General features: G+C 40.2%; 14 protein-coding genes. 4 read left to right on the top strand and 10 right to left on the bottom strand.

Annotation, left to right across the window (positions count from 1 at the left end; genetic code table 11):
• Positions 1 to 15 precede the first annotated feature (15 nt).
• The 7 genes from BP74_RS00755 to BP74_RS00725 all read right to left on the bottom strand — a co-directional run bounded on the left by BP74_RS00755 (position 16) and on the right by BP74_RS00725 (position 6,126).
• Positions 16 to 2,646, bottom strand: a complete 2,631-nt coding sequence (locus BP74_RS00755; RefSeq protein ID WP_496370051.1) for a multicopper oxidase domain-containing protein — start codon at positions 2,644 to 2,646, stop codon at positions 16 to 18.
• Between the two features lies 1 nt (position 2,647).
• Positions 2,648 to 3,121: a heme-binding domain-containing protein gene (locus BP74_RS00750; protein WP_496370049.1), complete on the bottom strand. Its 474-nt coding sequence runs from the start codon at positions 3,119 to 3,121 to the stop codon at positions 2,648 to 2,650.
• Complete coding sequence (locus BP74_RS00745; protein WP_496370047.1) at positions 3,118 to 3,708, bottom strand: DUF3347 domain-containing protein; 591 nt, start codon at positions 3,706 to 3,708, stop codon at positions 3,118 to 3,120. The genes BP74_RS00750 and BP74_RS00745 overlap by 4 nt, the downstream gene beginning before the upstream one ends.
• A 73-nt stretch (positions 3,709 to 3,781) precedes the next feature.
• Positions 3,782 to 4,261, bottom strand: a complete 480-nt coding sequence (locus BP74_RS00740; protein ID WP_496370045.1) for a DUF3347 domain-containing protein — start codon at positions 4,259 to 4,261, stop codon at positions 3,782 to 3,784.
• A gap of 76 nt (positions 4,262 to 4,337) precedes the next feature.
• Positions 4,338 to 4,796: a hypothetical protein gene (locus tag BP74_RS00735; RefSeq protein WP_496370043.1), complete on the bottom strand. Its 459-nt coding sequence runs from the start codon at positions 4,794 to 4,796 to the stop codon at positions 4,338 to 4,340.
• 279 nt (positions 4,797 to 5,075) lie between these two features.
• Positions 5,076 to 5,411, bottom strand: a complete 336-nt coding sequence (locus BP74_RS00730) for an ArsR/SmtB family transcription factor (RefSeq protein WP_496370041.1) — start codon at positions 5,409 to 5,411, stop codon at positions 5,076 to 5,078.
• 55 nt (positions 5,412 to 5,466) lie between these two features.
• Complete coding sequence (locus tag BP74_RS00725; protein ID WP_496370039.1) at positions 5,467 to 6,126, bottom strand: YdeI/OmpD-associated family protein; 660 nt, start codon at positions 6,124 to 6,126, stop codon at positions 5,467 to 5,469.
• 271 nt (positions 6,127 to 6,397) lie between these two features.
• Between BP74_RS00725 and dnaK the strand changes: the two genes are divergently transcribed.
• Positions 6,398 to 8,314 carry a molecular chaperone DnaK gene (gene dnaK, locus BP74_RS00720; RefSeq protein ID WP_496370037.1) on the top strand — a complete coding sequence of 639 codons (1,917 nt, stop codon included), beginning with the start codon at positions 6,398 to 6,400 and terminating at the stop codon, positions 8,312 to 8,314.
• A gap of 151 nt (positions 8,315 to 8,465) precedes the next feature.
• Here dnaK and BP74_RS00715 read toward each other — a convergent pair whose 3' ends face one another.
• On the bottom strand, positions 8,466 to 8,702 hold the full coding sequence (locus BP74_RS00715; protein WP_072834546.1) for a hypothetical protein: 237 nt from the start codon (positions 8,700 to 8,702) through the stop codon (positions 8,466 to 8,468).
• Between the two features lie 168 nt (positions 8,703 to 8,870).
• Between BP74_RS00715 and BP74_RS00710 the strand changes: the two genes are divergently transcribed.
• Positions 8,871 to 10,310, top strand: coding sequence for a vWA domain-containing protein (locus BP74_RS00710; protein ID WP_496370034.1), 1,440 nt, complete (start codon positions 8,871 to 8,873; stop codon positions 10,308 to 10,310).
• A gap of 51 nt (positions 10,311 to 10,361) precedes the next feature.
• Here BP74_RS00710 and BP74_RS00705 read toward each other — a convergent pair whose 3' ends face one another.
• Positions 10,362 to 10,517 (bottom strand): hypothetical protein, encoded by a 156-nt coding sequence (locus tag BP74_RS00705; RefSeq protein ID WP_496370032.1) that lies wholly within the window; start codon positions 10,515 to 10,517, stop codon positions 10,362 to 10,364.
• A gap of 146 nt (positions 10,518 to 10,663) precedes the next feature.
• Here BP74_RS00705 and BP74_RS00700 point away from each other — a divergent pair, with 146 nt between their 5' ends.
• Positions 10,664 to 13,354, top strand: coding sequence for a 4-alpha-glucanotransferase (locus tag BP74_RS00700; RefSeq protein WP_496370030.1), 2,691 nt, complete (start codon positions 10,664 to 10,666; stop codon positions 13,352 to 13,354).
• 86 nt (positions 13,355 to 13,440) lie between these two features.
• Complete coding sequence (locus BP74_RS00695) at positions 13,441 to 14,496, top strand: dipeptide epimerase (protein WP_496370028.1); 1,056 nt, start codon at positions 13,441 to 13,443, stop codon at positions 14,494 to 14,496.
• 64 nt (positions 14,497 to 14,560) lie between these two features.
• Here the strand turns inward: BP74_RS00695 and BP74_RS00690 are convergent, their stop codons facing one another.
• Entirely contained in the window at positions 14,561 to 16,621 is a 2,061-nt protein-coding gene (locus tag BP74_RS00690) for a M13 family metallopeptidase (RefSeq protein WP_496370026.1), read from the bottom strand.
• Positions 16,622 to 16,740 lie beyond the last annotated feature (119 nt).

Below are 16,740 nucleotides of genomic sequence, written 5' to 3'. Positions count from 1 at the left end.
TGTTTTGTGATTTTATTAATAAGTTAGTGTTATCCCAGCACCCCAACCCATATCACTATCGTAGTGAGTGGAAAGTGCAAACCATTTAGAAATTATATACCTGAAACCAGCCATATATTCTTTATCGGAATTGCCCATTAAACTAAATCTTAACCTCGGAGTAACAGGTATATCTTCCCGGCTTACCTGGAACCTGAATTTTCCATCACCGTCAATACGGGCATCTGCTACCAATAAAAGAGGCAATGTGTATTGCAAACCTGCAACAAATGTTTTCCGGTCATTTTTGTTACTTACCTGACCAAACATGTTTTTGTAGCCAGGTTGACCTGATTTAATGCCATCAACCTTCTTGTAATGATAGTCAAGCCCTATATAGGGGAACAACCATTGCATTTTGCCCAGGTATCTTCCGAAGTTCAATTCGGCTTCATAACCATGTTCGGGATGATAGCCTAAGTGCCATAGGCCCTGTAAGGCATACCTGTTGCCATTCAGCATAATTTCACCATCACTGCCATTACTTTCAATGCCAGCCCTGCCCATAAAATGTAACATGCGATTGTCTTTCAAAAAATTCCTGTAAGCTTTATTACTATCCGGTAATTCAGGGTTAACAGGTGAGTTGATATAAGAAAATACGTTTCCCATGCCCGCCATCATGTGATAAAGGATGTGGCAATGGAAAAACCAATTGCCACTTTGATTAGCCGCAAATTCCAGGGTGTCTGTTTCCATAGGCATTATATCCACTACATTTTTAAGAGGAGCGTATTCACCCTGGCCATTGACAAGCCTGAAGTCATGGCCATGAAGATGCATGGGATGACGCATCATGGAATTATTGAAAAGAATGATACGCACATTTTTTCCTTTTTCAATCATGATCTTGTCCCACTCACTGACTGTTTTGTTATTGATAGACCAGACATATCGGTTCATATTGCCTGTAAGCGTAAAATGTAGTTCCTTAAAGGGCACATCAGCCAGGGTGGTTTTAACCGGAGCCCGAAGCATATCATAATTGAGGGTTACTATACCTGAACTGCTACTGTTCATATCCATTTCCTTCATATTGTCATGGTCTGAAGGCATTGTATCCTTTTTTTGGTCATCCATTTTCATATGTTGTGAATGATCCATTTGCATAGTGTCCTGGCTGTCGTCTGCATCCATTAGTTCCGGATACATTACTGAATTCATGTCCATTTTTTGAAGGCTCATCTTCATACCCATTTCTTTCATGTCTCCATTCATCTTCATCATATCATTCATCATCTTCATGCCTTCAAAGTATTTCAATCGGGGCAAAACCGGTGCTTTCATTTTCATACCTGAGCCGAGCCAGAGCGAAGTTGCCTTTGTGCGGTCTTCCGGGGTTGACCGGAATTCATAGCTCATATTTTCCGGAATTGTTACCACTACATCATAGGTTTCGGAAACACCTATGATCAGGCGGTCGACTTTAACAGGTTCAACATCATTGCCATCATTGGCTACTACGGTCATTTTACCACCAGCGTATTGCAACCAGAAATAACTGGATGCTCCACCATTGACTACCCGTATTTTTATTTTGTCACCTGCTTTGTATTGTGGGATTGTGTTTTCGGGTTTCCCGTTGGAAAGGAAACGATCATAATACACATCACTTACATCCATTGCTTTCATCCGCTTCCATTCATTAGTTAGCTTTGTTGCGAAATGTCCTTCCCTGATGGCTTCAGAATAGCTCTGCACACTACCTTTTTTAATGGCGTACCAGTCATTGGCGGAACGCAGTCTTCTTTGTACCTGTCCAGGCTTTTCATCTGTCCATTCGCTTAGCACCAGCGTATATTCCGATAGTATTTTATTGACACCAGGCATTCCTCCATGAAATTCTTTGGCGACTAATGGTGCTTCATCTCTTTTTTTGAATACCAATGCGCCATAGATTCCTGCCTGCTCCTGCAATTTGGAATGGGAGTGGTACCAATAGGTTCCATACTGTACTACCTTGAATTTATATAAATGGGTCTCTCCCGGTCCAATGCGGGCACTGGTAAGATAGGGAACGCCATCAAACCGATTGGGCAGGATAACCCCGTGCCAGTGTAATGATGTTTCTTCATTTTTCAGCTTATTGTGCAGGTAAATTTCTGCTGTATCTCCTTCTGTAAATTCCAGAACAAGGGCGGGGATAGATCCATTGATTGCATAAGCATGTTTTTGCTTACCTGTAAAGTTTACAAGGGTATCCGTTACATATAGATCGTAGCGTACCGTTTTTCCTGGTAGTAGGTTTACTTTAGATTGGATCTGGTTTGCCAAATCTGTTTCAGCTGTATCCATTTCCATAAGGTGGTCATGCTGTGATAGATCCATTTTTTTTACGGTGTCCTTTCCCATGTCCATATTCTTTGCTTCCATGTCTCTTTTAACAGGCTGCTGAACTTCTTTAGAAGCTACTTGTTTTTTGGGAACAGCTTTTGGTGGAGCAGCCTTAATGGTTTTTTTTACCAGGGTCATTCCGCAGATAGGGCAATTTCCGGGTTTCTCCATTTTTATTTGCGAATGCATTGGACAGGTATAAATGACCTTGGTTTGTGCTCCGGCATATGACCATGCAAACAGTAATACCATTATTACTAAAATCTTTATCATTTTATCTTCTTTGATCATTAAAGGATAAACTGTCCTTTAGTTTAACCGACCAGTCTATCAGTAATTTTTTTTCCTTATTAGAGAGCAAAGCTTCCCTGTGCATCAGTGTATATGACTCCAGAGGCATGGAACCATCCTTAATGCTATTTTCTATGCCTTTCAATTTGCTTTTTTTCCTTCTTGACGTGTACGACCCGAATTCACTGAAATTGAGTTCTGCTTTACCTTCCCTGATATGATTGGCTAATAACCAACCAAACGGCTGAATATTAGCATACCAGGGATAGTTTGTATTGTTACTGTGACAATCATAGCAGGAGGTCTTTAAAACCTGTTCCACAGTCGCAGGAATAACATACGTCTTAGAAATATCTGTTTCTAATATTTTATTACTCCTATTGCGGGCAGGTCGAAAAAATTGTATAATCAATAATCCAACTATAATTACAATGGCTATTTTTTTACTCCATTTCATTCTTTTGCTTTGATCTCCTCTTTTATTTCGCCGCAAGTCGGCATTTTTTTGCCGAGGTATGGATTTTTAATCTCCTTCGTTTCGCTTAGCCAGGATGCACCTTTGTTATTATTATACATCGGGCAAAAGTCTTTAAAAAGGGTTTGAGTTGATCCGGTGGATTTTACCAGGTCGATCATGTCCTGGCTCATCATATCGAAATGCTCCCGCTGGTGTGAAATATTGGTACTATTGGATGCGATATGTTCGGCATGTTCTTTCAGATCGTCCTTTACATCTTCATAAGTTTTCTTTTGATCCGTTGTAAAAGAACCTGTATTCATTTTTTCCAAAGATGCCTTAATACCATTAGCTGCATCAGCCGCTTCTTTTCCATTGTCATTTGTTAATGCATTCTTCAGATTTAAATAGGCAGAGACTATTTCCTTGGTTGTTAATGAACTTGTGGATCCTTTATTGACTGAAACAGAAGGAGTGAGAGAATCTTTATTATTAGCTGCCGATTCATTTGTTTTACCGCTATTATCAGCACAGGCACTAAAGAGCATTGTTATTGCCAGGAAGCCTGTGAATAGGATTGTTTTCATATTAGTTTGTTTTATGTGTTATTGATAAAAGGGATAAAGCGAGTACTCCCTATAATATGATGGTTAAGATAATTTATTGTATGGTGTCTACAACCTTGCCGCAGGTGAGCATAGCGCTACCATAGTAAGGATTTTTAATATCCTTTTCGCTGCTCAGCCAATTTGCTTTCTTCATCGGGCAGTAAACCTGGTAGATAGGCTCTGAAGAAAGTTTTACCAGTTTGGCCAAAGAAGACATGTTGTCAGAAAGGTTAGCAAAACGTGCCCGCTGCTTATTGATATCTTTTAATCCTGAGATGACTGTGGCATCTTTTACGAGGGCATTGATATTTCCTTCTGAAATGATCTTATAATCAATGCTATTGGCAGTTTTTAAAAACTCTTCGGCCTTTATTGCAACGGTACCTGAATTTCCGGCCACCAGGGCATCTTTTATGGAATAATAGTTTGTTAGTAATAGGGAGAGTTGTTGTTGGGATGTAGAATCCTGTGAATAGCTGTTGTGTACAAATGCTCCTATTATAAGGACTGCTAATAAAAGTATTTTTTTCATTTTATCCTGATTTATGTAATTGAATATATACGTGCATGGTATTCCATGCGTAACCATAGCATAGCATTACATTAAATCAGATCTGGAAGGACTGAATAGCAATTCGAATATCGGTATCGTCGAGGGAACAACTTCGTCGGACAAACTGAAACAGGGAGTTTACATTGATACCTACTGGATTTTCAATAATAACTGTAAAAGCTGGTAAATAGGTAATTGCGAATAATGAGGCTTGTAATTGAATGTTATGTACAATTAATTTATCTGAAAGATTCAATTTTGTGACGGCATTAGAGCAACAATCATCTTTGTCTATGTCTTTAAACGAAGAAGCTGGTGACAGATGAACATGTGGGTGCGTATGATTATGATGTGCTACTTCATGTTTATGCTTATGCGAATGTTCCTGATCATGGTGATGGTTATTATAACCCATGTCAACGCCAATAGAACAAGCGAACCCTGCCAGGGTATTCATGGAGAATACCACCAGAAGGAAAAGCGCCTTAATACTATTTTTTTGTTGTGTCGACATAATTTATTTTACAAAGATATCAGGCCTCATTAATCCAGGGTTACAAGATTATGGATTTGATTTACAGTATTATGGTATTTTATTCCTGTATCTCATACTGATAAAGATTAAATTTTCGTGCCAGTACGAATAGGAATTATTTTAAACTGCACAAGATCTCCTGACAACATTTACTTATCAGGTACAACTATTTAGGAATTTGTTTAAAAGAAACGATCAACTACCACTTGATCTACAGGAATTTCAATTCTTTTTATCGGACTTTGTGATGATCTGCATTTAGTTTTTCTCCAGTTTTTCAGGGCTGGTATTTCGTATTTCTAAAAACTTTTGAGCTGTTTTATGCAAAAAATCCAATTGTTGATAGTTTACAGAATAGTAGATACATTTTCCTTCTCTTTTTGTAATTACCAGATTTGCATTTCTTAAAATAGCCAGGTGTTGGGAAGCAACGGATTGTTCAATTTTGAGCTTTCGATAAATATCCTGGACTATTAAAGAGCCTTTTTTATGGATCAACTGGAGAATTATGACCCTTAGTTTGTTGTTAATAGCCCTGAGTCTTAAGGCGGCTTTTTTCAGGTTATCATCCTCAATGTGTAAAGCAGTCTTCATTTTGATGTAATGGTTGATTAAAGTTATCTGGAAAAGTTTCAAAAATTATTTTTTATTACCTGTTGGCGGGGTTTTTCCACCCTTTTGACAACCTGTCAATAGATTCTCTGATCCTGGTAGCCCGGGTGTCTTCTCTTTTTGCCGTGACTATCCACTCCAGGTATTCTTTACGATTGGTAAAAGATAGGGAATAAAAGAATGCTTCTTCCTTAGGGACCCTTTTAAGTGCATTGGAAAAGTCATCTGGCAGAAAAGTTAATTTCTTAACCGGGTCGATGTATTTAAAGATCTCTCTTTCTTTTGGAGTTCCTTCTTTTTTCCTGTCTTTGTCGGTTTTCAAACGCATGCCAAAGGAAGACCAGGTATCATTGAATGATATCAGGCTGATCCACTGCATTTCCTTGCGGTTCAACAATGCTTCCCATCCTTTATCCCGGGTGAGATCTGTTTGTATTCCTGAGCTTCCTTTGGGGTAATAGATCCAACAAACTACATCATCTTTTACCATGCGGATCACAGCATCCATTTCTTCATCCAGTTGAGCCTTATCCTTTACAAACCAGTGCACCTGGTTATATTTTTTTGCCCTGTCATTTATTGTTACACCAGCAGGGAGGGGTTCCATTTCTTTTTGAAAAGTGGAGGGTGCATGGATAGGCAAGAGGGTATAACCTTCTTTTATGCGCATTTTTTGTGCTGTGGATGTGCCAGCCATAAAGAATCTTTCATCTAAAATAGGATACCAAACCATACATAAATCCACTGATTTCCATTAAATAGAAATTTTCAACCTATAATCATTGTAAAATAGTTATCCATATCCCGGAAAAGGTAAATATGCATAATGGCCTGGCAGATAAACCTTATTAAATAGGAGAAGGTATTTTAAATGGCATAAGCTGGGGCCTTACTGCCAAAATTGCATTCATTTATCCCACGGCATAATCATTGATAAACAATAGTGAACTATTAAATTCATTAATCAAATGGGAAAAATAATTGGTATTGACTTAGGTACAACTAATAGTTGCGTGGCTGTAATGGAAGGAAATGAGCCCGTGGTGATAGCCAATGATGAAGGCAGGCGCACAACACCTTCGGTAGTGGCTTTTTTGAAAAATGGTGAGCGCAAGGTGGGAGATCCTGCTAAACGCCAGGCCATAACCAATCCGCAAAACACCATCATGAGTGTGAAGCGTTTTATGGGCCGCCGCTATGACGAGGTTACTGAAGAGATCAGCCATTGGAGCTATAAAGTGGCAAAAGGTGACAATAATACCGTTCGTATAGATATAGATGGCAGATTATATACTCCACAGGAGATTTCAGCCATGATATTGCAGAAAATGAAGAAAACTGCAGAAGATTACCTGGGGCAGGAAGTTACCGATGCAGTGATCACTGTTCCGGCCTATTTTAATGATGCGCAGCGCCAGGCTACCAAAGAAGCTGGTGAGATCGCCGGATTGAATGTTCGACGCATAGTGAATGAACCTACAGCTGCCGCCCTGGCCTATGGGCTGGATAAAGGTGGCAAGGATCATCATATTGCTGTATTTGACCTTGGTGGTGGTACTTTTGATATCTCTGTGCTGGAATTAGGTGATGGTGTATTTGAAGTAAAATCTACCAACGGAGATACGCACCTGGGTGGTGATGATTTTGATAAAGTGATCATGGATTGGCTGGCAGAGGAATTCAAAAAAGAAGAGAATGTTGACCTGCGAAAGGACCCAATGGCACTTCAGCGCCTGAAAGAAGCTTCTGAAAAAGCTAAGGTGGAATTATCTTCTTCTTCTGAGACAGAAATTAATTTACCCTATATTACTGCTATCGACGGTGTGCCCAAACACCTGGTCAAGAAATTAAGCCGCGCCAAATTTGAGCAACTGGCAGATAGCTTATTTGAGCGTTGCCTGAAGCCTTGCACACAAGCACTGAAAGATGCCGGATTGAGCACTTCGCAAATAGATGAAGTGATCCTGGTGGGTGGTTCTACCCGTATTCCAAAGGTGCAGGAGATCGTGGAAAAATTCTTTGGTAAAAAGCCTAATAAAGGTGTAAATCCTGATGAAGTAGTGGCTGTGGGAGCCGCCATCCAGGGTGCAGTTTTAACAGGAGAAGTAAAGGATGTATTGCTGCTTGACGTAACGCCACTGACCCTTGGTATAGAAACCTATGGTGGTGTTATGACTGCGATGATCCCATCTAATACTACGATCCCAACTAAAAAATCCGAGACATTTTCAACGGCATCTGACAACCAGCCAGGTGTGCAGATACATGTTTTGCAGGGTGAACGCCCTATGTCTAACCAAAACAAGAGCCTTGGTATCTTCAATCTTGATGGTATCCCTCCTGCTCCAAGAGGTGTTCCACAAATAGAAGTGATATTTGATATAGATGCCAATGGTATCCTGCATGTAACGGCAAAGGACAAAGGCACTGGAAAAGAACAAAAGATTCGTATTGAAGCAGGAAGTGGATTGAGCAAAGAGGAAGTGGAAAAAATGAAGGCAGAGGCAAAGGCCAATGAAGCTACAGATAAAGCAGAACGTGAAAAGGTTGAAAAATTAAACCAGGCTGACAGCCTTATCTTCCAAACTGAAAAACAGTTGAAAGAATATGGTGACAAGATACCTGGGGATAAGAAATCTGTTATCGAAGGCGCGCTTACTAAATTGAAAGAGGCGCATAAATCACAGGATATTGCTCAAATAGATCCTGCTGTAACTGAATTGAACAATGCATGGACAGCAGCCAGTGAAGAAATGTACAAGGCTACCCAAGGGGCTGGACAACCTGGTGCAGGAGATGGAGCCAGCGCTGCTGGTGGCGAACAGCACAACCAGGGCGGACAGGGCGAGAATGTTACAGATGCAGAATACGAAGAAGTGAAATAAATAATAATGCCTGGAAGAACAGGCCTTAATAAAATAAAAGATCCCGCAGCTATCTGTGGGATCTTTTTATTTATAATTTGTTATCTTCTTAGCAAAATAGTGCATTAAGCCGGTTGTTGTGCCGGTTGCACTATTCATTAAGCCATGTGGCTTACTTCTTTTTCCATTCACCAAACTGATGCATCAACCTGTTGTGGGTAATGGAATGGCCCTGCTCATGTTCCTCTTCACCACCAAGAAATGATTCCTTGTCCTCTTCGTCGAGTTCATCCCAAAATTCTTTTCCTGATTGATCTGATTCCAAAACGGCCTTGGCTTCTTCTAGCAAAAATTCGTCAGTACAGTTGTCCACCAAAAGGTGTAATTTCTGTTTTAATTCTGGATTCATAAAAATAGGCTTTCCCTAAGTTACTTATTAATTCCAGATAAAGTACAGTCGTAAAACAGGCGTTTATTGAAAGAAATGCTGTATATTTCTTTTGCTGCATTTTCTTAATGTTGATTTCTTATCTTTCTTTTTTTAAGCCGCTAACTGTTACCAACTGTATTAATGAGAATGAAGTTTTTACACTTACTTGCTATTGTTGGATTATCCGTATTCCTTGCTTCATTTTCTTATTTACCTGGACGAGTTCCACACAGCATATTAGGGCGTGCAGATACCAGTTTTCCTTCTTTTATAAATGCACTGGATTACAGGGGAAAGACCATTATTTCAACCAACGGGATAACCCTGTTTTCATCCGGCACAGACAATGATTTGTACCCCAGGGATAAAACCTCAAGGCATTGCTACTTTTACCTGGAAACGGCAATTAAAACAAATAAGGTCGACAGTGTAAAAAGACTGCCCCTGAACCTGTCCATCGTGATCGACCGCAGTGGTTCTATGAAGGGAGAAAAAATGGATCGTGCCATAGAAGCTGCCAAAAATATAGTTGATCAATTAGGAGAAACTGATATAGTCAGCATCATTGCTTATGGAGATGAGGTGGATATTGTTCAACCCGCCATTGCAGCTGCAGACAAAGAGAAGGAAAGAATCAAAGAGAAGATCAACCTTATAATGCCCCGGGGAGGAACTAACCTCTGGGGCGGATGCGAAACCGGTTATTACCAGGTGCTCAAAAATAGTAAGCCGGGGTATATCAACCACGTATTCCTGATAACTGATGGATTGGCAAATGTAGGATTAACCAGTGCTAAAGGCATCAAAGCCAATGTACAACGATTTAAGGACGATGAGGGGATCACCCTATCCGGCTTTGGAGTTGGCCTGGATTTCAATGAAGTATTACTGAATGACATGGCGGAGGCAGGATCCGGTAATTATTACTTTATTGATGAACCGGGAAAAATAACAGGTATGCTTCAAACGGAACTCAATAGCTTGATGCATATTACAATTCGCGAAGCTGTACTTACCCTGCAATTGCCTGAAGGGGTAAAAGTTGAAAAATTATATCCATACACATCATTTGTAAATGGTAAGGAAATAATTATCAAATTCAGAAACCTGAAAGATGGCGAAGTGAAACCAGTTTTATTGAATTTGAAAATTGCTGATAGTACAAGGTCTCCACTGGCATTCAGGTCAGTTCTTTCTTATACCGAGGTCAGGACAGGCCAAAAAAAGCTGCTGGAAAACCATAATAAGCTTGAACCTGCACCATATAATCAGTACCTGGCCTTTTATAACAGGGAGGTTATCGGCAAAGTGCTGGTTTATGCAATGGGAGAGAATTTGGAGGCTGTGATGACTGAAGTGGATAAAGACAATTTTGCCGGGGCAGCAAAAGTGTACGACCAAAATGGCAGGCTTTTGGACAACCACAGGAAATATGTAAATGATCTTGCTGCCCTTCAAAAGATGGATAGCGCTTCGTATCAATATGGACAGTATTTACCAGGCATGAAGTCAATGGGGAGGGATTCCCTGCGCCTGATCCAGAAAACAAGCAGGTCATACCTGTACGGGATCATGAATGGCAAATAATAAAATTGCCGGTTTTTAGCCGGCATTATAGATAAAAAGGTAAAAGAATTATCAAATGATATCCATGGCCAATACAAAGAAAGTAGTTACAAATGGAAGGATAAGGGTTAACCAAGGCCAATGAGTGGCAATGGCAACAACAAGAGCAATAACTGAAATAAAGAATAAGATCCAGTATAATCCTTTTGAACTTCTTTTCACTTCCATGATAAAAATTTTGCGCAAAAATAGGGCACAGAATCAAATAATCGCATTTAAAACACAGGAAGGTTTTACTAATCTTGTAAAGGTTTATTATTTTCGCCGTAATGTGTATTTTACACACGACCGTTAACATCTGCTAAATATTATTGATGAGAATAGATTTTTATTTGCGTTTTCATACGCAATTCGGTCAAACGATTTCGCTTGTTGGAAATATTCCTTCGTTAGGCTTAAATGATGCGAATAAGGCCCTGCCTCTTACCTTTTTTAACGAGGAGTTCTGGCACACATCTATAGAAATAGACCCTTCGGATTATCATTCCCTGCACTACAGGTATGTATTTACGAATGAACTGGGTGAAAGAAAAAAGGAAGCTGAAAAAGAAAGGGTCATTGAGCTTAAAAAAAACCACAAAGACCTTGTAGCTTTTGATACATGGAATGATGAAAGTTTTTATGAAAATGCTTTTTTTACAGCTCCGTTCACCGATGTCTTCTTAGCATCTTCCGGGGCTAAAAGCAGGCAAAAGAAGGCAGATGCTGCAACCCATACTATTAAAATAAAGGCACCACTATTGGGTGACCATGAAGCTGTTTTTATTACTGGAAACTCAGCTGCTTTCAATAACTGGGATATTGAAAAACCATTGTTATTGCAGAAGAAAGGGAACTGGTGGGTATTTGAAGCAGACCTTTCAGGAACCATCTTCCCGGTGGCATATAAGTATGGTATATATGATGTGAAAAAAGAAACCTTTGTGCGATTTGAAGAAGGTGACAACCGGGTATTGCACTATGATATTCCTGCTGACAAAAGAATATTGGTGCATGATGGATTTTTGAGGGTGCCTAATAATACATGGAAAGGCTCAGGTATAGCTATTCCTGTTTTTAGCCTGCGCAGCAATAACAGCTTTGGTGTAGGAGAGTTTGCAGACATGAAACTGCTCGTAGATTGGGCAAGGGAGACCGGTTTGAAGATGGTTCAGATCTTGCCGGTTAATGATACTTCTGCCACTTACAGCTGGAAAGATTCTTACCCATATGCCGCCATCTCGGCTTTCGCTTTACATCCCATTTATATCAACCTGCAGAAAGTTGCGGGTAAAAAGCATAGCCAGATCATAAAGTCTTTGGCTAAGAAACAAAAGCAATTAAATGCATTGACAGAGATCGATTACGAACAGGTGATCCAGTTTAAGATCAATGTGCTCAGGGAATTATTCGAAATGGATGGCATGTCCTTTATTAAGGATAAAGAATATGAATCGTTCTACGGGGATAACAAATCATGGCTCATTCCCTATGCGGCATTTTGTTTTCTCAGGGATAAATACAGCACCTCTGACTTTTCCAAATGGAAAACATATTCCGTCTATAATAAAGAAGAAATAGAAAGGCTTACAGCTACAAAATCCAAGCAATTCCGCTCTATAGCTTTTTATTATTTTGTTCAGTACCACCTTCACCTGCAGTTAAAAGAAGCTACTGATTATGCACATAAAAAAGGCATAGCTGTAAAAGGTGATATTCCAATAGGTATTTACCGGTATGGTTGTGATGCATGGACGGCGCCTGAATTGTATAATATGGATATGCAGGCAGGAGCACCGCCGGACGACTTTACTATTAAGGGTCAGAATTGGGGGTTTCCAACTTATAACTGGAAAAAAATGGAGGAAGACCAGTTTGAGTGGTGGCGCCAGCGCTTTCACCAGATGAGCAACTATTTTGATGCATTCCGTATCGATCATATACTTGGATTTTTCAGGATATGGAGCATCCCTGTTCATTCAGTAGAAGGCATACTGGGAAGATTTATTCCTGCTTTGCCGGTACATGTTCATGAATTTGGTGAAAGGGGTATCTGGTTTGATTTTGACCGCTTTTGTAAACCCTACATAACTGATACTGTTCTGCAGTCGGTATTTTTCGAACATGCACCTTTTGTAAAAGATCATTTTTTAATTGCCAATAATAGAAACGGGTATGATCTGAAAGAGGATTTTGCCACCCAGCAAAAAGTGGAAGAGTATTTCGCCCTTGAAGAAGCCTCTGAATCCAATGCCTTTCTCAGGCAGGGTTTGTTTGACCTGATCACCAATGTGATTCTTTTCGAAGAGCCGGGTAGCAGCCAGCAGCGTTTTCATTTCCGCATACTTGTTGATTCCACCTATTCATTCCAGCACCTCAATGAAACTGACCGGCATAAATTGAAGGAACTCTATGTCGATTATTTTTATCGCAGGCAGGATGAGTTCTGGAAAAAGGAAGCATTAAAAAAACTTCCTGCACTTAAGGATGCCACCAATATGCTTATATGTGGTGAGGACCTGGGTATGGTTCCTCATTCCGTTCCTGAAGTGATGCAGCAACTGGGCATTTTAAGCCTGGAAATTCAGCGGATGCCAAAGAATCCACAGACAGAATTTTTCCATCCAAAAGATGCTCCCTTTCTCTCCGTGATCACACCTTCTTCCCACGATATGAGCACCATCAGGGGCTGGTGGGAAGAAAACAGGGAAAAGACCCAGCGCTTTTATAATATGATACTTGGGGAACATGGCACTGCTCCTTATTTCTGCGAACCATGGGTCAACAGGGCCATCATCCTGCAGCATTTGTATTCACCTGCCATGTGGGCTGTATTCCAGTTGCAGGACATATTGGGGATGAATGAAAAACTACGCAGGGAAGATCCCAGTGAAGAAAGGATCAACAACCCGGCAAATCCTAACCACTACTGGAATTACAGGATGCATATTCCGCTGGAACAATTAATTAAAGAAAAAGATTTTAATAAGGAGTTGAAGGACTATATCAGTAACAGCGGGAGATAGGAAAACAGTCAATTTTATTAGGTTGGCAACAGTTTCCTGTTCAACAAATTGAGTGGAAGCTTCGTAAAATCAATAGATCTAATACTATGAAAGTATCTTACCAATCTTACAATCTTAAGTTCAAATATCCTTTTGGAATTTCAAGAGGCACCAAAACGCATCAGCCCACACTGGTAGTTGAGTTGCAGCATTTAGGACATACAGGATTTGGCGAGGCGCCTGCCATCAGTTATTACCACATTCCCGTGGAAAAAATGATCGAAGACCTGGAACGGAAAAAAATATTTACGGAGAAGTTTGCCTTTACTGAACCAGAGCGCTATTGGCATTACCTGCATCATTTGTTTCCTGCAAATTCATTCCTTGTTTGTGCACTCGATATTGCAGGTTGGGATCTCTATGGTAAAATAAAAGGTAAGCCTTTAAAAGATCTCTGGCCGGTAGAAACTGTACTTCACCCCAGGACAGATTACACCATTGGAATTGATACCATTGATAAAATGGTGGAAAAACTAAAGGAAAAACCATGGCCAATCTATAAGATCAAATTAGGTACAGAAAGGGATATTGAGATATTGGAACAATTACGGAAACATACCGACTCCATATTTCGTATAGATGCCAATGCAGCCTGGAAAGCGGGAGAGGCACTGGAAAAAATAAAAGCATTTAAAGACCTGGGAGTGGAATTTATTGAACAACCACTAGCTAAAGATGATTGGGAAGGAATGAAATACCTTTTTGACCAATCACCCTTGCCATTAATTGCTGATGAAAGTTGTGTGGCTGAGGGAGATGTCGAAAAATGCCACGGTCATTTTCATGGTATTAACATTAAACTTACAAAGTGTAGCGGGATCACTCCCGCGCTTCGCATGATAAAAAGAGCCCGTGAACTATATATGAAGGTAATGATCGGAAGTATGAATGAATCCTCTGTTGGTTCTGCTGCTATCGCGCACCTGATGCCACAAGCTGATTATATTGACGCGGATGGTCCACTGTTATTAGAAGAAGACCTTGCAACGGGTCTTAATTATGATACTAATGGGGAAATACAAACTTCTAATCTGCCAGGCCTTGGAATAAATTATAAAGGTCATGTGTTTGCCTCGGATAAGATCAATGCGACCATTTTTTGACGCTTTATAAAAACAGAAAAGCATCCTGTCTCAGGATGCTTTTCTGTTTACAGTGTTTGATATCTTACCATATCCGTACTCTAAGGCTGTCGGGTCTGAACATAGCAGTATTAGGTGTTATGGGAAAAGTTGTATAAAATTCATCCACATCTACAAACGGGCCATTGACACGGTATTTTGCAGGGGAGTGAACATCAGTGAGCAAGCGATTGCGTAGTTGTTCATCCCTGATCTGTCCAAGCCATCCCAGGGCATATCCCAGGAAATAGCGTTGCATGGGGTTCAATCCCTGGATCTTTTCGCCTTTTTTGAATTGTTCCGTCTTTTTAAAGGCTTCAATACCCAGCAAAATACCACCAAGATCCGCGATGTTCTCTCCAAGCGTGGCTTTTCCATTGATGTGATAACCTTTCACAGGCTCGTATTCATTGAACTGCTTCACCATCACTTCTGCCCGCTTTTTAAATTCTTCCTCATCTTTTTTTGTCCACCAGCTTTTAAGGTTTCCTTTTTCATCAAATTGGCGTCCTTCATCATCAAATCCATGGGTAATCTCATGGCCAATGGTACTGGCACCTGCATAACCATACACGGTTGCGTCATCCAGTTGTTCATCTCTATAACCCGGAACAGTAAATATACCGGCTGGCAACACGATCTCATTATTGGATGGATTGTAATAGGCATTATAGGTTTGGGGTGTCATGTCCCACTCATCACGATCTACAGGTTTGCCCAATTTGTTCATGTTATAGTTATGCCACCAGGTACGTGCGTTTACCAGGTTTTGCACATAACTTTCTTTACCTATATCCATGGAAGAAAAATCTTTCCATTTATCCGGATAACCTACTTTTTTCTTCATGGCGGACAGTTTTACATAGGCTTTTTGTTTGGTACTGTCTGTCATCCAGGTAAGTTTTCCTATACGGTCCTTTAGTGCTTCCCGAATGGCTTCCACCATATCTGAATAACGCTTTTTAGCTGTTTCGCTAAAAAATTCCTTTACATATAGCTGACCCAACATTTCACCCATGGAAGATTCTTCACTCTGAATAACCCTTTTCCACCTGGGTCTTCTTTCTTTGGCTCCTGTAAATAATTTGGTGAAGTTGAATGACTCCAAACCATATTGATCAGGCAATGCTCCTGAGAAATCTGAGATGAGGTTGAATTTCAGATCGCTTTTCCAGACATCCATTGGTGTTGTCTTCAGGATGAGATTCAAGGCCTTAAAAAACTCCGGTTGTCCTACTATTACAGAGTCAAGGCTTTTAACGCCTGTGTTGTTTAAAAACACGCTCCAGTCAATGTTGGGAGACATTTTAGGAAGATCAGTCAAGGCCATTTTATTGTAATTGGCATAAGGGTCTCTTAGGTCTTCGATCTTTCTTGATGCCCTGGCCAGTTTGGTTTCAAGGGAAAGAATATTTTTTGCATCTGCTATAGCTTTAGTGCTGTCTTCTCCCGACATGATAAGCGTCCTTGTGATATAATTCACATATTTTGCCCGTATATCAGAAGTAGCAGAATCTGTTTTAAAATAGTATTCTCTTTCCGGTAATCCTATGCCTCCCTGTACCAGTTTATAACTCATAACATCACTGTTCTTGTCATCCTGTGCAACATAATCGCTGAAGAGGGTAGAGGACCCGATTTTTTTTAATTCAGCCACAGTTGCCACCAGTGATTTGGTATCAGTAATGGCATTGATCATATCAAGGTAAGGCTTCAATGGTTGTAATCCCTGTGATTCGATCCTTGCACTATCCATGGCTGTTGACCAGTAGTCACCGATCTTTTGTTCAGCAGATCCATGGGCAGCTTTTGTAGCAGCGGCTTTTTCACTGATTGACCTCAATCGCTTCAGGTTTTCTTCTATAACCAGGTTTCCGATACTCCAGCTTCCCTGGTCTGCTGGAATTGGATTTGATTTGATCCAGCCACCGTTCGCATACATGAAGAAATCATTGGATGGATTTACAGAAGTGTCCATGTCCACCCTTAGAACGTCAGGTTTATTTTTCACAGAATCTGCGTTCAAAGATGCTTCACTGTCCCTGCTGTTATTATTACAACCTGTGGCCAGTGATACCATAGCTACACTAAGAAAAAAAATGCGCATGTAATTTTTTGGAATAAATATAAGTATTCAGTTTAAGACAGTTGCAAGAAGAATTAGGTCCGGCAACTGAATCGTATGTACGGACCCGGGAGTTGAGGGAAAGGAGTTTATAAAGTATA

The sequence above is a fragment of the Flavisolibacter ginsengiterrae DSM 18136 genome (assembly GCF_059568575.1).
The sequence above is the reverse complement of the archived record's forward strand: the minus strand, read 5'-3'. Positions and strand labels throughout refer to the sequence as shown.